This is a genomic window from Pseudomonas sp. AAC, assembly GCF_000725445.1.
GTDB lineage: Bacteria > Pseudomonadota > Gammaproteobacteria > Pseudomonadales > Pseudomonadaceae > Pseudomonas > Pseudomonas citronellolis.
Genome location: NZ_KL647095.1, coordinates 738,754 through 759,361, shown reverse-complemented (window position 1 = coordinate 759,361; position 20,608 = coordinate 738,754). Strand labels below are relative to the sequence as shown.

Here is a 20,608-nt window from a genome sequence, read left to right as displayed (position 1 = left end):
CGCGCCACGCGGCGCGCCTCAGCTCAGGCCGAGGGCCTCCAGCTGGCGCTGCAGGCGCCAGTCCATCACCTGGGCGGCGCCCATCGGGCGGCCGAAGTGGTAGCCCTGGGCGATGTCGCAGCCCAGCCGCGCCAGGGCGGTGGCCGTGGCCGCGTCCTCCACGCCTTCGGCCACCACCTGCATGCCGAAGTTGTGCCCGAGGGCGATGGTCGACTGCACGATCATGGCGTCGGAGAAGTTGTCGGCCATGCCGGAGACGAAGGTGCGGTCGATCTTCAGCACCTGCACCGGCAGGCGCTTGAGGTAGGCCAGGGAGGAGTAGCCGGTGCCGAAGTCGTCGATCGACAGGGTCACCCCCAGGTCGCGGATCGCCTGCAGGCTGCGCAGGGCCATCTCCGGGTCTTCCAGCAGGGTGCCTTCGGTGACTTCCAGCTCGACCAGGGAGCCGGCGATGCCGTGGCGGGCCAGCAGGCCCTGCAGCTCGCTGACGAAGTGCGGGTTGCGCAGGTTGTTGGCGCTGATGTTCACCGCCATGCAGGTTTCCAGGCCGTGCTCGCTCCAGGCGCGCAGCTGGCGCAGGGCCTCGTCCAGCACCCAGCGGGTGAGCGGGTGGATCAGCTCGGTGGACTCGGCCATGGGGATGAATTCGCCGGGCGGGATCATGCCGCGCTCGGGGTGCTCCCAGCGCAGCAGGGCCTCGAAGCCGATCACCTGGCCGTCGGCCAGGCTCACCTTGGGCTGGTAGTGCAGCTGCAGTCCGCCCTCGCGGATGGCCCGCCCCAGCCCGGTGTGCAAGGCCAGGCGCTCGGGGGTGTAGGTGTCGTCGCAGCGCTGGTAGAGCAGGAAGTCGCGGCGCCCGTGCTTGGCCTGGTACATGGCGATGTCGGCGCAGCGCAGCAGGTCGCCGGGGGTGTCGCCGTGGTCCGGGTAGAGGGCCACGCCGATGCTGGCCGACAGCTCCAGTTGGATGCCGCCGGCGGACAGCGGCTGGCGCAGCACCCGGGCGATGCCCTGGCACAGCCCGGGCACGCCGCGCTCGTCGTCCAGCTCGCGGGTGATCACCGCCATCTCGTCGCCGCCCAGGCGGGCGATGCCGGCCTCCTGGGTGCGCAGCCAGGCGCCCAGGCGCGCGCCCACCTGCTGCAGCACGCTGTCGCCGTGCTGGTGGCCGAGGGTGTCGTTGACTTCCTTGAAGCGGTTCATGTCCAGCAGCAGGATGGCGAAGCGCCCGCCGCCGCGGGCGATGCGCTGCTCGATGTGGCGGCCCAGCCAGTAGCGGTTGGGCAGGCCGGTGAGCGAATCGTGGTTGGCCAGGTATTCCTGCTCGGCGAGGTAGCGCTTGCGTTCGGTGATGTCGTGCAGCACCACCAGCAACAGGGCGTTCTGCTGCCAGCTGAAGCGCGTGATGTGGGCCTCGCAGTCGAACGGCAGGCGGGTGTCGCGGCGCAGGAACTGCCACTCGCTGTCCACCTCGCGCAGCTCGCCGCTGAGCAGCCCTTCGAGGTTGGCGCGGCTGGCCACCAGCGACAGGCGCCCGTCCGGCTGGCGCTCCGGCGACAGCTCCGAGGGCAGCAGGCCGATCAGGCGCTCCGGCGAATCGACGCCGAACATGCTCGCGGCGCGCTCGTTGGTGGCGCGCACCCGGCCGTCCACGCCGATCAGCAGCACGCCGTCGTTGATGTTGGTGAACAGTTGGCGGTAGAAGCGGCCGTTCTGGCTGATCTCGCCGATCAGCCGGCGCAGCTGCCAGGCGGAAAGGCCCAGGGCCAGGGCGCAGATGGCCAGCAGCACGGCGCTGAAGCCGGCGCGCTTGAGCCAGGGCAGCAGGTAGCTGGCCGAGGCCTGGCCGACCACGGCGTGGATCGGGAAGCTCGCCGAGGGCGCGTCGGCGAACAGCGACGGCTCGCCGCCGATGCTGCGGCCCTCGACCAGGGCGAAGTCCGGGCGGCCCAGGCGCGGGAACAGCGGCGACCACTCCGGCAGGCGGCGGCCGACGGAATTCAGGGTGTCGGGGGTGCGGTAGAGCACGGTGCCGAGGTTGTCGAACATGCCGGCGTTCATGTGCTCGGCCAGGCCCAGGCGGCGCAGCAGGTCGCCGACGCGGTCGGTGTCGATCAGCGCGCCGACGCGCTGGGTACGGCCGCCGCGCTGGCCGACGTACATCGGCAGCAGGAAGGCGCCGTTGGGGCCGCGCAGCGTGTGGCCGAAGGCCGGGCGCTCGCTGGCCGGCAGGTCGCCCAGGGCGAGCAGCGGGCGCAGGTGCTCCTCGGCCGGCTGGCCGTGGCCGTCCACGGCGTAGAGGTGGCCGTCGCGGAGCACGAACAGGTAGGTCGACACCGGGTCGTAGCGCATCGCCTGCGCCAGCTTCCCGCGCACCTGGCCGGCGTCGGCGACCTCGCCCAGGCCCTGCAGGTCTTCCGACACCGCGTAGATGCTGCCGTAGCTCTGCAGCAGCAGCGCGCTGATGTAGCCCTCCAGCGAGCGGGCCAGCGCCGAGAGGTTCTGCCGCACCTGGTCGGTGCTGCTGCGGTAGTCGCGGTACACGCTCCAGCCGCTCAGCCCGACCAGCAGGGTGAGGACCAGCAGCACGCCGGCATAGAAGAGCACGCCGATGCGCTGCCGGCGCGAGCCTCCCCGGGCGTGGGTGAAGACATCGAAATTGCTGGTCATGTAGATCCGTCTGTGACTGCAGCGAGAGTGTCGAACCCGGTTATGTCACTTAGCCATCATCCGATCAACCACCGGGCGGGTACCTGATGCCTATCGGCAGACCGGCGGCATTCCCCAGTACCGGCCGTCGAACGATGGGCGGGGCGCTCTGCAACGCGCCCCGCCGGCCGTGAAACAGGGCGACCGCAAGGCCCGGGAAATGAAGCGCGGCGGCAGCGGACGCAGCGAGATCGGCAGAAATACCCTGTGCATGCTTCAACTGCTCTCGCGCACCATCAGTTCGAAGCCCAGGTCCTGCACCGGCTCGGCGATCGGCCGCCCGGCGATCAGCGCCAGCAGCGTCTCGGCGGCGCGGCGGCCGATGGCCTCGCGCGGGGTACGGATGCTGGACAGGCGCGGCACCATGTAGGCCGAGCTGGGCAGGTCGTTGAAGCCAACCACGGCGACCTGCCGCGGCACTTCGATGCCCTGGCGCAGCGCCTCCAGCAGGGCGCCCTGGGCCAGGTCGTCGTTGCCGAAGAAGATGCCTTCCACGTCCGGCCGCGCGGCCAGCAGCTGGCGGAACAGCTCGCCGCCCAGGCCCACCGAGGACGGCCGCGGCGTCAGCATCTCCAGCGCCGGGTCGTAGCAGCCGGCCTTCTGCAGGGCGCGGCGGAAACCCTCGCCGCGCAGCAGGGTGCGCTGGTCCAGCTGCGCGCCGACGTAGGCCAGGCGCTTGCGCCCGCCGACCAGCAGGTGCTCGGCGGCGGCCATGCCCGCGGCGATCTGCGAGAAGCCCACGCAGTGCAGGCCGGGGCTGTGGTCCAGGTCCATCATGTAGACGCAGGGCACGCCGCTGGCCTCGACCATCCGTCGCGCGCTCTCGGTGCGCTCGAAGCCGGTGAGCAGCAGGCCGCGGGGCTGGTAGGCCAGGTAGTTGCGGATCAGGTCTTCCTCTTCGTCGCGCGAGTAGTGGAAGTTGCCGATCAGCACCTCCAGGCCCTGGGGCCGCAGCACGCCGTGGATGGCCTCCAGGGTGTCGACGAACAACTGGTTGGACAGCGACGGCACCAGCACCACCACGCTGTGGCTCTGCGCCGAGGCCAGCGCGCGCGCCGCGGGGTTGGCCACGTAGCCCAGCTCGGCGGCGGCCTCGCGGACCTTCAGCACCAGCGCCTCGGCGACGCTGCTGACGCCGCGCAGGGCGCGGGAGGCGGTGATGGGGCTGACGCCGGCGCGCTGCGCCACTTCGTTCAGGGTGGGGCGGCCGCTGGCGCGGGAGTGCTTGTCGTTCTTCTTCTGTAAGGGCATCGGCTGGCTTGCCAAACGAAAATCGAGGCACTAAGGTAGCGCTGTCTCGCGAACCCGGCAATTGCCTGAAAGCCCCGGATCGCGCTGCGGCGGAAAAACCGCAGAGACCATACGCAAGCACTAGAATGACAAGAAAGCGGAGGCAGCCCCATGCTCTTGGCTTCGACTTTTAAAGACAGCGCTGTCTCCCCACCGAGGTGCGATATGCTCCCCCCCATCCACGCCCTGCTGATCATGGGTGTCTCCGGTTGCGGGAAGACCAGCGTCAGCCAGGCGCTGTGCCGCGCCAGCGGCGCCCACGAGATCGAAGGCGACACCTTCCACCCGGCCGAGAACATCCGCAAGATGAGCGCCGGCATCCCCCTGACCGACGACGACCGCGCCGGCTGGCTGGCCACCCTGGCCGAGCTGCTGCGCCAGGCCGTGGCCGCCGGCCAGCGCCCGGTGCTGACCTGCTCGGCGCTCAAGCTGGCCTACCGCGAACGCCTGCGCGAGGCCGTGCCGGGCCTGGGCGTGGTGTTCCTCGAACTGCCCCGCGAGGAAGCCGCGCGCCGCGTCGCCGAGCGCCCCGGGCACTTCATGCCGGCGACCCTGGTGGACAGCCAGTTCGCCGCCCTGGAACCACCCCACGACGAACCGCTGACCCTCGCCGTCGATGCCACCCTGCCGGTGGAACGCATCGTCGAGCAGGCCCTGGCCTGGTGGCGCGCCCACGAGCCGGCCTGAACCGTTTTTTGCCGCGCGCTGAAGACAGCGCTATCCCAAAACGCCCGTAAAAACAACGACAAGGGAGCCCTGCCATGTTCGGTCTGTCCCACGACACCTACCTGCTGCTGGATGCGCTGGTCACCATCATCGGCCTGATCGTGCTGATCACCCGCTTCAGGATCCACCCCTTCCTCGCCCTGATCATCGCCGCCGGCTTCCTCGGCCTGACCTCGGGCATGCCCGTGGCGCAGATCGTCAAGGCCTTCCAGGACGGCTTCGGCGGGGTGCTCGGCTTCGTCGGGGTGATCCTCGCCCTGGGCACCATGCTCGGCAAGATGATGGCCGAGTCCGGCGGCGCCGATCAGATCGCCCGCACCCTGATCGACGCCTTCGGCGAGCGCAAGGTGCACTGGGCGATGATGCTGGCGGCCTTCCTGGTGGGCATCCCGCTGTTCTTCGAGATCGGCTTCATCCTGCTGATCCCGCTGGTGTTCATCGTCGCGCGGCGCAGCGGCGTGTCGCTGATCAAGATCGGCATCCCGCTGCTGGCCGGGCTTTCCGCGGTGCACGGCCTGGTGCCGCCGCACCCGGGCCCGCTGCTGGCCATCGGCGTGTTCGGCGCCGACATCGGCAAGACCATCCTCTACGGCCTGATAGTCGCGCTGCCCACCGCGGCCATCGCCGGCCCGCTGTTCGGCGCCTGGATCGCCCGGGTGATCCCCGGCAGCCCGTCCGAGGAGCTGGTGGCGCAGATCGCCCATGAGCCGGAGACCAGCAACCTGCCCAGCTTCGGCATCACCCTGCTGACCGTGCTGCTGCCGGTGTTCCTGATGCTGCTGAAGACCTTCGCCGACGTGCTGCTGCCCGACGGCCACGCCTTCCGCGCCTGGATGGACATGATCGGCCACCCGATCACCGCCCTGCTGCTGGCGCTGCTGCTGGCCCTGTACACCTTCGGCTACGCCCGCGGCTTCGGCTCGCAGCAGATCCTCAAGCTGCTCGACCAGAGCCTGGCGCCCACCGCGGCCATCGTGATGATCATCGGCGCCGGCGGCGGCTTCAAGCAGATGCTGGTGGCCAGCGGCGTGGGCGACGTGATCGGCCACCTGGCCGTGCACGCGCAGATTTCGCCGATCCTGCTGGCCTGGCTGGTGGCGGCGGTGATCCGCGTGGCCACCGGTTCCGCCACGGTCGCCACCATCACCGGCGCCGGCATCGTGGTGCCGGTGGTGGGCATGATCCCGGGGGTCAACCGCGAGCTGCTGGTGCTGGCCACCGGCGCCGGCTCGCTGATCCTCTCCCACGTCAACGACGCCGGGTTCTGGCTGGTCAAGCAGTACTTCAACATGAGCGTCGCCGAGACCTTCAAGACCTGGACGGCCATGGAGACCATTCTCTCCGTGGTCGGCCTGGTGTTCATCCTGCTGCTTTCGCTGGTGGTCTGAGGACCACCGGCTTCCCCCGTGAAAGGAGTACCGCCGATGTCCACCCAAGCCCGCGAGCCCAAGCCCTCCCCCGCCAACGACTGGCCGCGCGACTTCGACGTGCGCGAGCGCTATGCCGAGCAGCAGGAGCTGCTCGGCGAGGCCCGGGCGCCAGCCGCGCCCCGGCCGTCCGGCCGCGCCCGCTGAAAGCCCCTCGCCGGGCTTTCCGACGAACGCAGGCTGAAACGATTCACCTTCAGGCCGATCCAGGCTAAAAACAACATTCCGGGCGCCCTTCCCTTCTGCCCCAGCGGCGCCCGTTCCTGAGGGAGGAACCATGAGCCACAACCTCGACACCCTGTTCCCCGCCATCGACGACATCCCCGAGGCCTGGCGCCCCGACGCCCCGGTCGAGCAACGCGACTACCTGGTGAACGGCCAGCTGCTCCGCTGGGACGGCCCGCTGGCGCCGGTGCGCAGCCCGATCTTCCTGAAGACCGCCGAGGGCGAGCGCCAGGTGATCCTCGGCAGCACCCCGCTGCTGGACGCCGACGCCGCGCTGGCCGCCCTCGACGCCGCCGTGGCCGCCTACGACAACGGCCAGGGCCTGTGGCCCAACCTGCGGGTCGCCGAGCGCATCCAGCACGTGGAGACCTTCCTGGCGCGCATGCGCGAGCAGCGCGAGGCGGTGGTGCGCCTGCTGATGTGGGAGATCGGCAAGAACCTCAAGGATTCGGAGAAGGAATTCGACCGCACCTGCGACTACATCGTCGACACCATCGAAGCGCTCAAGGAGCTGGACCGCCGCTCCAGCCGCTTCGAGCTGGAACAGGGCACCCTCGGCCAGATCCGCCGCGTGCCGCTGGGCGTGGCGCTGTGCATGGGCCCGTACAACTACCCGCTGAACGAGACCTTCACCACGCTGATCCCGGCGCTGATCATGGGCAACACCGTGGTCTTCAAGCCGGCCAAGTTCGGCGTGCTGCTGATGCGCCCGCTGCTGGAAGCCTTCCGCGACAGCTTCCCGCCGGGGGTGATCAACATCATCTACGGCCGCGGCCGCGAGACCGTCTCGGCGCTGATGGCCAGCGGCAAGGTCGACGTGTTCGCCTTCATCGGCACCCACAAGGGCGCCGCCGACCTCAAGCGCCTGCACCCGCGCCCGCACCGCCTGCGCGCGGCCCTGGGCCTGGACGCGAAAAACCCCGGCATCGTCCTGCCGCAGGTGGACTTGGACAACGCCGTGGAAGAAGCCATCACCGGCGCACTGTCGTTCAACGGCCAGCGCTGCACTGCGCTGAAGATCCTGTTCGTCCACGAAAGCGTGCTGCAGGGCTTCCTCGACAAGTTCAGCGCGCGCCTGGCCCAGCTCAAGCCGGGCATGCCCTGGGAGCCGGGCGTGGCCCTGACGCCGCTGCCCGAGCCGGGCAAGGTGGACTACCTCAACGGCCTGCTGGCAGACGCCCTGGAGAAAGGCGCCAGGGTGATCAACGCCGGCGGCGGCCAGTCGCGCGAGAGCTTCTTCTACCCGGCGCTGCTCAGCCCGGTGACGGCGCAGATGCGCCTGTACCACGAGGAGCAGTTCGGCCCGCTGGTGCCGGTGGTGCCATACCGCGAGCTGGAGGAAGTGATCGACTACGTGCTGCAGTCCGACTACGGCCAGCAGCTGAGCCTGTTCGGCAGCGACCCCGGGCAGGTCGGCCGGCTGGTGGACGCCTTCGCCAACCAGGTCGGCCGCATCAATATCAACGCCCAGTGCCAGCGCGGCCCGGACAGCTACCCGTTCAACGGCCGCAAGAACTCCGCCGAGGGCACCCTGTCGGTGCACGACGCGCTGCGCACCTTCTCCATCCGCACCCTGGTGGCGACGCGCTTCAATGCCGCCAACAAGGCGCTGATCAGCGAGATCATCCAGGGCCGCGAGTCGAACTTCCTGACTACCGACTACATCTTCTGAGGCCTGCGCAGGCGCCGCCTCAGATGCGGATCAGTGTCTCGGTCGGCGGCGCCTGCTCGTTCAGTTCCTCCATCTGCAGCGCGTAGGAGCGGCGCAGGCGCAGCCGCTCGGCATCGCAGAGCAGCGGGCCCTGGGCGTCCTCGGCGCCAAAGGGGTCGTCACGCAGCACGCCGGTGATGCGCCCCTGGCGGAACAGCTCGCGGATCGCCAGCAGGTTGTTCTCGCGCTGCCCGCTCAACTCGGCGAGCGAGCGCGGCTGGCTTTCGGACAGTTGGCACAGCACCGACACCAGCAGCGCCTGCGAAAGTCTGGGCCCCATGGAAGCTCCCCTGTGCAGCCATGAAAACGGTCCTGGCACTATGCGGACGAATTCTTAAAGAATGCTTATCCGGCCGTTTCCATGGCCATCGTTGGTTTCAGTCCAGACCGTTGTCGCGGTCCTGCTCCAGGCGCGCCAGGCGTTCCTCCAGGGCAGCCACGCGGGCCTCCAGTTCGAGGATGCGCGCCTCGTCCTGCACGCTGTGCTCGCCGCGCGGCGCCGAAGCGCCACGGCCGCTGGCGGCGATGGCCGCCTCGCGGTCGGCGGCGCTGCCCAGCAGGTGCATGTAGCGGTCCTCGCGCTGGCCGCTCTGGCGCTCCAGCTGCATGGCGAAGCCGCGGGCGGCCAGGCGTTCCAGCTGGTGGCGGACTTCCTCGGTGTCGTCGAAATCGTGCATGCGCATGCTGCGGGTGAGCAGCTCGTTGAGCGTCTGCGGGCCGCGCAGGAACAGCAGGCCGAGCAGCACCCACTGCGGCTTGACCAGCTCCAGCGCCTTGTCCAGGCGCTGCTCCCAGCGGTCGGCGCGGCTGCCCATCACCAGGCGCACCATCTCCAGGCCCTCCAGCCTGCGCAGGGCCTGGCCGACCTGGCCGGGGTTGAGGTCCATCACCGGCTCGCGGCTGGTCTTCTGGTTGCAGGCGGTGACCAGGGCATTGAGCGTCAGCGGATAGGTTTCCGGCGTGGTCAGCTGCTTCTCGATCAGGCTGCCGAGCACGCGGATGTCCACCGCGCTGAGGGGCTCACGCTCGGGCAGGCTTGTGGATTCTTCGTTCATGTTGTTTCCAGGGGTCGCGTCGAGGCCCTTAGCCTAGCCGCGTCCGTCGGCTTTGGCACCCTCCATGGCGTCGCGCCTCACACCGGCCCGGCCTGCAGGCGGCTGACCGGCAGCGCTTCGCAGGCGACTATTGGCACTGGCGAGGGCTTAAGATATGGTCTCATATGTATTATTCGGCTCGCCCACCCGGCGGCCACCCACACCACAACAACGATCAGGAGCGACCCCACCATGACCCAAGCGACCCGAGCCGACTGGGAAGCCCGCGCCAGCCAACTGCGCATCGAAGGCCGCGCCTTCATCGACGGCCAGTACCGCGACGCCGCCGACGGCGCCACCTTCGACTGCCTCAGCCCCGTGGACGGGCGCCTGCTGGCCAAGGTCGCCAGCTGCGACGCCGCCGACGCCGAGCGTGCCGTGCAGAGCGCCCGCGCCGCCTTTGAGTCCGGCGCGTGGTCGCAGCAGGCGCCGGCCGCGCGCAAGGCCGTGCTGGTGCGCTTCGCCGAGCTGCTGGAGGAGCACGCCGAGGAACTGGCGCTACTGGAAACCCTGGACATGGGCAAGCCCATCGGCGACTCGCTGAACGTCGACCTGCCCGGCGCAGTGGACAGCCTCCGCTGGAGCGGCGAGGCCATCGACAAGGTCTACGACGAAGTGGCCGCCACCCCGCGCGACCAGCTCGGCCTGGTCACCCGCGAAGCGGTGGGCGTGGTCGCCGCCATAGTGCCGTGGAACTTCCCGCTGATGATGGCCAGCTGGAAACTCGGCCCGGCCCTGGCCACCGGCAACTCGGTGATCCTCAAGCCGTCCGAGCGCTCGCCGCTGACCGCCATCCGCATCGCCCAGCTGGCGCTGGACGCCGGCCTGCCCAAGGGCGTGCTCAACGTGCTGCCGGGCTACGGCCACACCGTGGGCAAGGCCCTGGCGCTGCACATGGACGTGGACACCGCGGTGTTCACCGGCTCGACCAGGATCGCCAAGCAACTGCTGGTCTACGCCGGCGAATCGAACATGAAGCGCGTGTGGCTGGAGGCCGGCGGCAAGAGCCCGAACATCGTCTTCGCCGACGCCCCGGACCTGCAGGCAGCCGCCGAAGCCGCGGCAGCTGCCATCGCTTTCAACCAGGGTGAAGTCTGCACCGCGGGCTCGCGCCTGCTGGTGGAGAAGTCCATCAAGGCGCAGTTCGTGCCCATGGTGGTCGAGGCCCTGAAAGGCTGGAAAGCCGGCCACCCGCTGGACCCGGACACCAACGTCGGCGCCCTGGTGGACAGCCGCCAGCTGGAGCAGGTGCTGGGCTACATCGAAGCCGGCAAGGCCGAGGGCGCCCAGCTGATGACCGGCGGCCGCCAGGTGCTGGAGGAAACCGGCGGCACCTACGTGGAGCCGACGCTGTTCGACGGCGTGAGCAACGCCACGAAGATCGCCCGCGAGGAAATCTTCGGCCCGGTGCTCTCGGTAATCGAGTTCGAAGGCGCCGAGGAAGCCATCCGCATCGCCAACGACACCCAGTACGGCCTGGGCGCGGCGGTCTGGACCCGCGATATCACCAAGGCCCACCAGACCGCCCGCGCCCTGCGCGCCGGCAGCGTGTGGGTGAACCAGTACGACGGCGGCGACATGACCGCGCCCTTCGGCGGCTTCAAGCAGTCGGGCAATGGTCGGGACAAGTCGCTGCATGCGTTCGACAAGTACACCGAGTTGAAGGCGACTTGGATCAAGCTCTGAGGCGGCGCTTGCCGGCTGCGGTGAGGCGCTTTTCGTAGGAGCGCGCTTGCTCGCGAACGGCGTTTCCCGGCGGCTACGGTGTGTGGGGTTAGCTCCGTCCCCTCTCCCCAACCCTCGGCTGCGCGCCCCGCCCTGAAGGGAGAGGGGCTATCCGTGCCGCCGGGGAACATGGTTTACGCCGATACCTCCGGGGCAGCCGGCTAACTCCAGCACAGCCAAGCGCACCGAACGGTCCCCTCTCCCTCCGGGAGAGGGTTAGGGTGAGGGAACGAAGTCCAGCCGTGCTCTGGAGCGTCGTCGAAGTCCGTCACCCTCACCCCAGCCCTCTCCCAGAGGGAGAGGGGGCTATCCGTGCGGCCGGGAAACATGGTTTACGCCGATACCTCCGAGGCAGCCGGCTAACGCCAGCACAACCAAGCGCACCGAACGGTCCCCTCTCCCTCTGGGAGAGGGTTAGGGTGAGGGAGCGGAGCCCATCCGTGCTCCGGAGCGTCGTCGAAGTCCGTCACCCTCACCCCAGCCCTCTCCCAGAGGGAGAGGGAGCCGTCCGTGCCAAGGGGGAATGTGGCTCATGCCGGTACCTCCGGCGTAGCCGGCTAACGCCAGAACATCCGAGCACACCGAACGGTCCCCTCTCCCTTCAGGGCGGGGCGCGCAGCCGAGGGTTAGGGAGAGGGCGCGGAGCCAACCCCACACACCACAGCCGCCGGCAGACTCCGTTCGCGAGCAAGCTCGCTCCTACAACAAGCAACCCCCCCTAATCACAACCGCCCCAGAAAATCCCCCAGCAACGCCCGGCAATTCCCCTTGTTCACCCCCTCCCGCTCGGCAATCTCCGCGCGAATCCGCTCCGGCAGGTCCCCCGCCTCGGCCATGAAGCGCCGACCCTCCTCACTGCGCCGCCAATAGGCGATCCAGGTATCGAACATCGCCGTGTCGATCTCCGGGTGGAACTGCACGCCCAGGCTGCGCCCATGGCTATAGGCCTGAGCCGCCAGCTCGGTGGCGCCCAGCAGGGTGGCGCCCGGCGGCGGGGTGAAGGCGTCGAAGTGGAAGTTCAGCCAGGGACCACGGAACGCCCAGTCCGCCTGTGGTGTATCGATGGGCGTCCAGCCGATCTCGGCCTGGCGGTTGCGGTACACCTCGCCGCCCAGGGCGCGGGCCAGCAGCTGGCTGCCGAAGCAGATGCCCCAGGTCGGCACGCCGCGCGCCTGCACGGCCTTCAGCCAGGCCAGTTCGCCGCCCAGCCAGGGCACGCGGTGGTCGTAGGCCGACTCGGGGCTGCCCAGCACCAGCAGCAGTTCCAGGCTCTCCGGCGACGGCAGTCCTTCCTCTACGCAGCGCAGTTCCAGGTCGATGCCCTGCTCGGCGAACAGCTCCGGCAGGCAACCGGCGACGTCGGCGGCATCGTGCAACACGGCGATGGCACGGGATGGTTTCATGGCGCTTTCTCCTTAAAAGATTTTAAAACAGATTTTTTATTTGCCTCATCCGCGGCGCTGAAGCCCGCATGAAACCTGGATTCTCGCTTTCGCGACCAGCCACGGCTCACCTAAAAGGCCACGGAAAGGCGAAAAAAGCCTGTTGAAAACTATGAAACCATATTTTAAATTCAAATCCATCCCCCGCCGCCCACCGACGGCGGATGGCGGCGCCGCCCGGCATCGCCCATCACAACAACAGCGCACCGCCCACTGGCGGCAAGCGCCAGAACGGAGGTGTCCGAATGACCACCAGCGCCCCTACCCGCCTCGATGACGCGCCCTACCTGGATGTCAGCGACCCGAGCTTCTCCATCCGCTCCCAGGCGGTGATGGATGCCCGCGCGCAAAGCTGGTTCGCCCGCACGCCCTATGGCATCGCCGTGCTGCGCTACGACGAGGTGAACAAGCTGCTGCGCGACCAGCGCCTGCGCCAGGGCAGCTATGCCTGGCCCGCGCACAACAACGCCAGCGGCAGCTTCGCCGACTGGTGGATGCGCATGCTGCTGAGCAAGGAAGGCGCCGACCATTCGCGCCTGCGCCGCCTGGCCAACCCGGCCTTCGCGCCCAAGCTGGTGAAGCAGATGATGCCGGACTTCCAGCGCCTGGCCGGCGACCTGATCGCGCAGTTCGAAGGCCGCGGCGAGTGCGAGTTCGTCAGCGAGTTCGCCGAACCCTACGCCACCCAGGTGATCTGCCTGCTGCTCGGCCTGCCGATCAGCGAATGGAAGGGCCTGGCCGACCTGGCGGTGGAGATGGGCCTGGCCCTGGGCGTCACCTTCAAGCGCGACGAAGCGCGCATCAACGCCGCCACCGACAAGCTGTTCGGCTATGCCCGCCAGGCGGTGGAAGCGCTCAAGCGCAACGGCCTGGGCGAGGACTTCCTCAGCAGCCTGGTGCGCGCCAACGAAGAGGACAAGAACGCCCTCAGCGACCAGGAGCTGTACGACATGATCGTCCTGGCGATCTTCGGCGGCATCGACACCACCCGCAACCAGCTCAGCCTGGCCATGGACACCTTCCTCCAGCACCCCGCGCAATGGGAGCTGCTGGGCAACGACGCGGAACTGGCCCGCGCCGCCGTGGAAGAAGTGATGCGCGTGCGCCCGACCGTGACCTGGGTGACCCGCGAGGCGCTGGAAGACTTCGAATACCAGGGCCTGCACATCGCCAAGGGCACCACCGTGCACCTGTTCAGCCAGGCCGCCGGCAGCGACCCGCACGCCTTCGAGGACGCCAGCTTCGACATCACCGCCAAGCGCCTGCCGCACTTCGGCTTCGGCGCCGGCGCGCACCACTGCATCGGCCACTTCATCGCCCGCGGCGACATGACCGCGGCCCTGGCCCTGCTCGCCCAGCACCTGAAGCACCCGGCGCCCAACGGCGAGGCCGAGTGGCTGCCGGACAGCGGCAACACCGGCGCCACCCGCCTGCCGATCCGCTTCGACGCGGTGCCGGCGAAATGAACGCACCCAGCGTAGCCATCGTCGGCAGCGGGCCCTCGGCCTGCTACCTGGCCCAGGCCCTGCGCAAGCACTGGGCGGACGCGCAGATCGTGCTGATCGAGCGCCTGCCCGCGCCCTTCGGCCTGGTGCGCTACGGCGTGGCGCCGGACCACCAGGGCACCAAGGCGGTGTGCCGGCAGTTCGAGCGGCTGTTCGAGCGCGAAGGCGTGGCATTCCTCGGCAACCTGGAGGTGGGCCGCGACCTATCGCTGGAGCAATTGCGCGAAGCCTTCGACCTGGTGGTGCTCGCCACCGGCCTGTACGGCGACCGCCGCCTGGGCATCCCCGGCGACGAGCTGCCCGGCGTCTACGGCTCCGGCCGCGTCACCCGGCTGTTCAACGGCCACCCGGACGAACAGGGCTTCGCCCCGGCGTTCGGCCGCCGCGTGGCCATCGTCGGCAACGGCAACGTGGCCATCGACTTGCTGCGCCTGCTGGCCAAGTCGGCCGAGGACTTCGCCGGCTCCGACATCGCCGAGGCGCCGCTGCAGGCGCTGCTGGCCGAAGGCGTGGAGCGCATCAACATCCTCGGCCGCTCGCCCGCCGCCCAGGCCCGCTTCGACCCGGTGATGCTGCGCGAGCTGGGCAAGCTGGCCGGGGTGCGCATCCGCATCGAGGACCTGCCGCCGCAAGACGCCCCCTGTGCCGACGCCACCGAGCAGGCGCGCCTGGACGTGCTGCGCGCGCTGGCCGCGCAGGAGCAGCCGGCAGCCGGCCGCGAACTGATCTTTCACTTCGGCTGGACACCCCAAGCCATCCACGGCGCCGCAAGCGTTGAAGCCCTGGAACTACGCCACGCCGACGGCCGCGAACTGCGCCTGGAAGTGGACAGCCTGGTCAGCGCCATCGGCTTCGAGGAAGCGGCCGACGGCCTGCTGCAACGCGACGCCCTGCAAGGCGCCAGCGCCGATCTCGAACGTGGCCGTCTGGACGACGGCCTCTACTGCGTCGGCTGGCTGCGCCGCGGCCCGCGCGGGACCATCCCGGAAAACCGCCAGGACGCCCGCCTGGTCGCCGAGGCCATGGTCGCCGACCAGCAGGCCGCGCCGCGCAACGGCCGCCCCGGCCTCGCCGCCCTGCCCGCCGGGCTGCGCGAACGTGGCGTCGGCTACCCGCAGTGGCAGCGCATCGACCACGCCGAAACCCGGGCCGCCGCCCCCGGCCGCGTGCGCCGCAAGATCACCGACCGCGCCGGCATGCTCGCCATCGCCCGCAGCCCCCAGGAGAACCCCGCATGAACATCCTCATCCTCTTCGGCACCGAGACCGGCAACGCCGAGATGGTCGCCGACGACCTCGCCGACGCTATGGGTGCCGACTACGCCACCCAGGTCCGCGACATGGCCGCCTTCGACCCGGCCACGCTGAACCCGCAGGACTTCCACGTCATCGTCTGCTCCACCTACGGCGACGGCGAGCTGCCCAACAGCGCCCAGCCCTTCCACGCCGCGCTGCAAGGCCAGCGCCCGGACCTGGCCGGCCTGCGCTTCGCCACCTTCGGCCTGGGCGACAGCTTCTACGAGACCTTCAACCGCGGCAGCCGGATCATCGCCGACGCCCTGGTGGAACTGGGTGCGCAGCAGGTCGGCGAGCACGGCCAGCACGACGCCTCCAGCGGCGAGCTGCCCGGCGACGCGGCGCTGGCCTGGGCCAAGGGCCTGCTCGGGCAGATCTGAGGAGAACGCCATGCGCCTGTGCATCATCGAGAACGGCCTGATCCCCGAGGAACTGCAGGAGGCTTTCGGCAGCTACCCGGCGATGATCGAAAGCTGGCTGGCCCCGGCGCTGCCCGAGGCGGACTTCACCTACGTCTCGGCGGTGCGCGGCGAGCCACTGCCCGAGGCCACGGCCTTCGACGGCTACCTGCTGACCGGCTCGCGCCACAGCTGCTACGAACACAGCCCCTGGATGCTGCATCTGACGGCCCTGCTGCGGCGTCTGCGCAGCCTGCGCCGGCCGGTGTTCGGCATCTGCTTCGGGCACCAGATCATGGCCGACGCCTTCGACGGCCGCACCACCCGCGCCGAGGTCGGCTGGGGCGTCGGCGCCCAGGCCTACCGGTACGACGCCGAGGGCCTGGAGGACGCGGCCACCCTGGTGTTCCACCAGGACCAGGTCAGCAGCCTGCCGCCGCAGGCGCGGGTGGCCGGCGGCTCCGCCCATTGCCCGCACGGCGTGCTGGAGTACGCCTTCCCGGCGCGCTCGGTGCAGTTCCACCCGGAGTTCAGCGTGGACTACCTGGCCGCCCTGCTCGACCGCTACGGCAACGGCCTGCTGCCGGCGGACGTCACCGCGCGGGCCTGGGAATCGCTGCGGCGGCTGAGCCCGGACAACCGGCAGATCGCCCGCTGGGCCGCCGCCTTCTTCCGCGAACACTCCGGCCCGGCCTGTTCCCCGTTCATCCCCTAGCCCGGCGCTTCGCAGAGAGGTTCCGTTCTTCGCTCTAAAACATATAAACACAGTTTACAAATTTAAATTCATCCGCCATCGCAGCGTGCCTTGCCTGCCGCTGCCCGAGGAGAACCCCGAAATGACAGCGCTCGATCTACACAAGGAATACAACACCAGCTCCGCCGTCGCCCAGGACCTCGCCGCGCGCATCCGCGAATCCGGCGTGGAATACCTGTACTACCAGGTGGTCACCCTCAGCGGCCGCGTGCTGGCCAAGGTGGTGCCGGCCAAGCACCTGCTGCGCAACCTGGAGAAGGGCGTGCAGTTCCACCGCACCGCGCTCTCCGACCTGCAGAGCACCCGCGCCGGCGTGCTGCTCGGCGGCGGCGCCCAGGCCGCCGAGTTCACCGCCATCCCCGACGTGAGCAGCTTCAACGTGCTGCCCTGGGACAAGTCCATCGGCAGCTTCTTCTGCCGTCTGTACGAGCCCGACCACCGCCAGGAAGTGGCCGGCCAGGTGTTGGCCACCGACGCACGCGGCCTGCTGATCGACAGCCACAAGGCCTTCACCGCCGACACCGGGCTGAGCCTGAAGACCGGCTGCGAACCGGAGATGACCTGGTTCGGCGACAAGCTGGAAGTCAAGGTGCGCCCCGGCGCCAGCCCGGCCTACCACCTGGGCAACCTGGAGACCATGCGGCCGATCTTCCAGCGCGTGATGCAGTACGCCGGCGCCATGGGCCTGGACATGATCGAGGGCGACTACGAGGACCCGGGCCAGCTCGAACTGAACTGGATGTTCGACGACTGCCACCTCACCGCCGACCGCCTCGTCACCTACCGCCTGATCTGCCGCCAGGTGGCCAACGAGTTCGGCGTGCGCGCCAGCTTCATGCCCAAGCCCACCACCGGCAGCATGGGCAGCGGCTGCCACCACAATTTCAGCCTCTGGCGCGGCGAGCAGAACGTGCTGGCCGAAGCCGGCCGCCGCGAACTGCACCTGACCGAGACCGGCCGCCACGCCCTCGGTGGCCTGCTGGCCCACGCCCCCGGCTCGATGCTGGTGATGGCCTCCACCGTGAACTCCTACAAGCGTTTCTGGGACGCCGGCCTGTTCGCCCCCAACCGCCTGAACTGGGGCATGGACAACAAGACCTGCACCGTGCGCCTGTCGGCCAACGGCCGCCTGGAGTACAAGCTGCCCGACGCCAGCGTGAACCCCTACCTGTCGCACACCCTGCTGCTGGCCGGCATCCGCGACGGCCTGGCCAACCGCACCGACCCGGGTGCCCCGGACAACAGCGACAGCATCCCCGCCGCCCGCGAGAACGTGCGCATGCCGATGACCCTCGGCGAAGCCGTGCAGGCCTTCGACGAAGACGCCGTGGTGCGCGGCGCGCTGCCGCCGGCGATGGCCGAGCTGTACCGCGACCTCAAGGCCGACGAATGGGCGCGCTATTGCTCCATCGTCACCGAGTGGGAAGCCAAGATGTACATGGACTACCTGCCATGAGCGGCGTACTGCGCGTTCTCTGCGCCGACCTGCCGGCCCCGCCGCTGTTCCACAAGGACGCCGAGGGCTACCGCCACGGCTACGAGTCCGACGTCGCCCGCGCCCTGGCCAGGCGCCTGGGCCGCGAAGCGCAGTTCGTCTACCGCAACTGGGCGGACTTCTACCCGGCGCTGCAGGCCGGCGACGCCGATATCCTGCTGTGCGGCCAGGGCATCTCCAACTACCGCCTGACCCTCGCCGACTTCACCGCGCCCTACGCGGTGTTCGACGAGGCGGTGATGGTGCTGCGCGGCAGCCTGGTGCGCAGCCCGGCGGACCTGGTCGGGAAGAAGGTCGGGGCGATCGCTAACAGCCTCAACATGGCCCTGGCGGAAACCTTCGAAGGCTGCATCACCGTGCCCTTCGGCGGCGACACCGACGACGTGCTCGGCGACATGGTCCGGGCCCTGCGCGAAGGCCAAATCGACGCCCTGGTGGACGACGATGTGGCGCTGGTGCCGCTGGCCGAGGAGCCCGACCTGGCCATCGGCTTCAGCGTGCCCACCCACAACCGCTGGGGCATCGCGGTGAAGCGCGGCCAGGGGCCGTGGCTGGACGAGGTGGACAGCGCCCTGGCGGCGCTGAAGGCCGACGGCGAACTGCAACGCATCTGGCAACAGTGGATGCCGAGCCTGGCCTACCCGTTCTGACACAACTCGCGGCAATCGGCCGCCCCCTTGGGGCGGCCGCTTTCTACATTGAACTCTGAGTATGAGGTTATACTGCGCCAGCCCCTCACCCCCTCCGGCCCTTACAGGAGTTCTGGCTCCGGCGCCCAGCACCCGCCGCGGCCGCAACGCAGTATGAATGGATCCTCACCCACCGCTCCCGGCCCCTTCATCCGCCTGCGCCAGGAAGGCCGCACCGAAGAGGTCGTGCGCCGGCTGATGGACGCCATCGACCTCGGCCTGTTCGCCGAGGGCCAGCAACTGCCCAGCGAGACCGAACTGGCCATGCAGTTCGGCGTGGCCACCGTGACCCTTCGCGAAGCCCTGGCCTACCTGCGCCAGCGCGGCGTCATCGAGACCCGCCGCGGGCGCAACGGCGGCAGCTTCATCCGCGCCATCGAGGAAATCCCCGCCGAGATCGTCTTGAGCCGCCTCGACGAGCTGAGCACCATCGACCTGCGCGACCTCTGCGACGAACACATCGCCATTTCCGGCACCGCCGCGCGCCTGGCCGCCCGCCGCGCCTCCCGCGAGCACCACCAGCACCTGGCGCAGTACATCGAGACACTGGGCAAGGCCGGTACCCGCCACGAACGCCGCCGCGCCGATGCGCGCTTCCACATCGAGATAGCGGTGGCCTCGCAGTCGGTGCGACTGACCCACGCGGAAATCCGCCTGCAGGCGGAGATCGGCGAGCTGCTCTGGCTACCGGTGCCCGGCGCGCCCAGTGTGGAAACCATCCAGCAGGAGCACACGGCGATCCGCGAAGCGATAGTCGCCGGCGACCCGAACCTGGCCGGCGCCCTGGTCGAGGCCCACGTCAACCGCGGCATCAAGCGCCTGATCGACATGAAGCTGGAACTCCTGGCCCAGGAAGCGCCCTAGGCCGAACGGCCCCATGCAGGAGCGCGCCCTGCGCGTGTATCGCGGACAAGGTCCGCTACCCCCACGGCAAATATGACACCCATCGCCTGGCCGCATGGGTTTCGCCAAGGCTCAACCCATCCTACGAAAAGCGCCTCGGTGCAATCGGCAAGACAGTTGCTCCCACATCACCGGCTAGCGGCGTCTTTCGTAGGATGGTGTTGAGCGAAGCGATACCCATCGCCAAGGCAGCATTCACAGCTCAACCCACCCTACGTGGAAGTCGACTGCGTACACCTGTAGGAGCGGGCCCTGCCCGCGATTCGCGCGCAGGGCGCGCTCCTACAGGTGGATTCGGAGCCAATTGGCACAACCCTTGCCCTGTTTTTCCCGTGCAAACCTCTGATTTAGGATTTTTATCCGCCGGAGGTCCGCTTTCCCTTAGAACAAGAGACTCCAGGCCATGGCGAGCGCAGTGTGTGAAACCCCGTTGGACGAGTGCGCCCAGCGCATCGACGTGTCGATCAGTAACATCTTTGCCCAGATCGACACCCTGGCCAACGCCATCGACAGCATCTGGCGCGAGGCCGACGGCAGGCCCGTGGATTCCGCCGACCTGGCCAGCCTGCGGCCGCTGATAGAAGGCTGCCTGACGCAGCCCGGCGCCTGCCTGCAAGGCTGCGGCGTGGTGCTGCAGCCGGGCGTGCTGCGCGACAAGGAGATGTACCTGGAGTGGCGCCAGCTGGGCGCCGGCGGGCGCACCGTGCCGCTGAGCCTGAACTTCAACCGGCGCAGCGAGAACTTCTACGACTACTGCGCCATGCCCTGGTTCGCCATCCCGCGCGACAGCGGGCGCAGCAGCGTGGTCGGTCCCTACGTCGACCTCTACGGCCAGGACATGTACATCCTCACCTTCTCCCGCCCGCTGCTGCTGGAGGGGCGCTTCCTCGGCGTGGCCGCCGCGGACATCGCGCTGAACCGCTTCGAGCGGGTGGTCACCGCCAAGCTCATGCGCCTGGAGCACGAGGCGCTGATCCTCAGTGGCGAAGGCCGGGTGGTGGCGGCCAACACCGCCAACTTCATCGCCGGCGAGATAGCCAGCCTGGGGCTGGCCAGCGATACCCGCTGCCAGCGCGCCAACCTGGCCGAGCAGTCCGCCCACTGGACCCTGGTGCAACTGCCGGAGAAGCGCCACCGCGCAGCCTGAGCCCGCCGGTGCTCCCGAAGGGAGCAATGCGGCGTTACTCCGCCCCATTTTCGTCCCCCGCCGGGGCGCTGAA

At 69.3% G+C, this 20,608-nt stretch carries 18 protein-coding genes; 13 read left to right on the top strand and 5 right to left on the bottom strand.

Annotation, left to right across the window (positions count from 1 at the left end):
- Positions 1–18 precede the first annotated feature (18 nt).
- Both FG99_RS30735 and FG99_RS08855 read right to left on the bottom strand, forming a co-directional pair.
- Positions 19–2,670: a bifunctional diguanylate cyclase/phosphodiesterase gene (locus tag FG99_RS30735; protein ID WP_051878615.1), complete on the bottom strand. Its 2,652-nt coding sequence runs from the start codon at positions 2,668–2,670 to the stop codon at positions 19–21.
- Positions 2,671–2,925: 255 nt separating this feature from the next.
- A complete protein-coding gene (locus tag FG99_RS08855) occupies positions 2,926–3,960 on the bottom strand; it encodes an HTH-type transcriptional regulator GntR (protein ID WP_043268904.1) in 1,035 nt (344 codons plus the stop codon).
- A gap of 204 nt (positions 3,961–4,164) precedes the next feature.
- On the opposite strand from FG99_RS08855, the gene FG99_RS08850 reads away from it, so the two are divergent.
- The 4 genes from FG99_RS08850 to FG99_RS08840 all read left to right on the top strand — a co-directional run bounded on the left by FG99_RS08850 (position 4,165) and on the right by FG99_RS08840 (position 8,049).
- Positions 4,165–4,686: a gluconokinase gene (locus tag FG99_RS08850; RefSeq protein WP_043268902.1), complete on the top strand. Its 522-nt coding sequence runs from the start codon at positions 4,165–4,167 to the stop codon at positions 4,684–4,686.
- A gap of 74 nt (positions 4,687–4,760) precedes the next feature.
- Positions 4,761–6,113 (top strand): GntP family permease, encoded by a 1,353-nt coding sequence (locus tag FG99_RS08845; protein WP_009613115.1) that lies wholly within the window; start codon positions 4,761–4,763, stop codon positions 6,111–6,113.
- A gap of 36 nt (positions 6,114–6,149) precedes the next feature.
- Complete coding sequence (locus tag FG99_RS32455) at positions 6,150–6,299, top strand: hypothetical protein (RefSeq protein ID WP_009613116.1); 150 nt, start codon at positions 6,150–6,152, stop codon at positions 6,297–6,299.
- A gap of 130 nt (positions 6,300–6,429) precedes the next feature.
- On the top strand, positions 6,430–8,049 hold the full coding sequence (locus FG99_RS08840) for an NADP-dependent glyceraldehyde-3-phosphate dehydrogenase (protein WP_043268900.1): 1,620 nt from the start codon (positions 6,430–6,432) through the stop codon (positions 8,047–8,049).
- Positions 8,050–8,068: 19 nt separating this feature from the next.
- On the opposite strand, the gene FG99_RS08835 is transcribed toward FG99_RS08840, so the two are convergent.
- Together FG99_RS08835 and FG99_RS08830 are read right to left on the bottom strand one after the other, a co-directional pair.
- The gene (locus FG99_RS08835; protein ID WP_043268898.1) at positions 8,069–8,368 is read right to left on the bottom strand and encodes a hypothetical protein; all 300 of its coding nucleotides are present in this window, start codon (positions 8,366–8,368) and stop codon (positions 8,069–8,071) included.
- Positions 8,369–8,465: 97 nt separating this feature from the next.
- Entirely contained in the window at positions 8,466–9,143 is a 678-nt protein-coding gene (locus FG99_RS08830) for a YceH family protein (protein WP_043268896.1), read from the bottom strand.
- A 231-nt stretch (positions 9,144–9,374) separates the two neighbouring features.
- Between FG99_RS08830 and FG99_RS08825 the strand changes: the two genes are divergently transcribed.
- Entirely contained in the window at positions 9,375–10,868 is a 1,494-nt protein-coding gene (locus FG99_RS08825; protein ID WP_043268894.1) for an aldehyde dehydrogenase, read from the top strand.
- Positions 10,869–11,629: 761 nt separating this feature from the next.
- Here FG99_RS08825 and FG99_RS08820 read toward each other — a convergent pair.
- Positions 11,630–12,310, bottom strand: coding sequence for a type 1 glutamine amidotransferase (locus tag FG99_RS08820; RefSeq protein WP_043268892.1), 681 nt, complete (start codon positions 12,308–12,310; stop codon positions 11,630–11,632).
- A 284-nt stretch (positions 12,311–12,594) separates the two neighbouring features.
- On the opposite strand from FG99_RS08820, the gene FG99_RS08815 reads away from it, so the two are divergent.
- From FG99_RS08815 to FG99_RS08780, 8 genes are all read left to right on the top strand, one after another.
- On the top strand, positions 12,595–13,815 hold the full coding sequence (locus tag FG99_RS08815) for a cytochrome P450 (RefSeq protein ID WP_043268890.1): 1,221 nt from the start codon (positions 12,595–12,597) through the stop codon (positions 13,813–13,815).
- Positions 13,812–15,092, top strand: coding sequence for an FAD-dependent oxidoreductase (locus FG99_RS08810; RefSeq protein ID WP_043268888.1), 1,281 nt, complete (start codon positions 13,812–13,814; stop codon positions 15,090–15,092). Before FG99_RS08815 ends, FG99_RS08810 begins: the two co-directional genes overlap by 4 nt.
- Positions 15,089–15,529, top strand: a complete 441-nt coding sequence (locus tag FG99_RS08805) for a flavodoxin domain-containing protein (protein ID WP_043268886.1) — start codon at positions 15,089–15,091, stop codon at positions 15,527–15,529. The genes FG99_RS08810 and FG99_RS08805 overlap by 4 nt, the downstream gene beginning before the upstream one ends.
- A gap of 10 nt (positions 15,530–15,539) precedes the next feature.
- The gene (locus FG99_RS08800; RefSeq protein WP_043268884.1) at positions 15,540–16,262 is read left to right on the top strand and encodes a type 1 glutamine amidotransferase; all 723 of its coding nucleotides are present in this window, start codon (positions 15,540–15,542) and stop codon (positions 16,260–16,262) included.
- Positions 16,263–16,383: 121 nt separating this feature from the next.
- Positions 16,384–17,757 (top strand): glutamine synthetase family protein, encoded by a 1,374-nt coding sequence (locus FG99_RS08795; RefSeq protein WP_043268882.1) that lies wholly within the window; start codon positions 16,384–16,386, stop codon positions 17,755–17,757.
- Positions 17,754–18,446 (top strand): substrate-binding periplasmic protein, encoded by a 693-nt coding sequence (locus FG99_RS08790; RefSeq protein ID WP_043268880.1) that lies wholly within the window; start codon positions 17,754–17,756, stop codon positions 18,444–18,446. The genes FG99_RS08795 and FG99_RS08790 overlap by 4 nt, the downstream gene beginning before the upstream one ends.
- A 153-nt stretch (positions 18,447–18,599) precedes the next feature.
- Complete coding sequence (locus FG99_RS08785) at positions 18,600–19,349, top strand: FadR/GntR family transcriptional regulator (RefSeq protein ID WP_009613134.1); 750 nt, start codon at positions 18,600–18,602, stop codon at positions 19,347–19,349.
- A gap of 442 nt (positions 19,350–19,791) precedes the next feature.
- Positions 19,792–20,535 (top strand): cache domain-containing protein, encoded by a 744-nt coding sequence (locus tag FG99_RS08780; RefSeq protein ID WP_009613135.1) that lies wholly within the window; start codon positions 19,792–19,794, stop codon positions 20,533–20,535.
- Positions 20,536–20,608 lie beyond the last annotated feature (73 nt).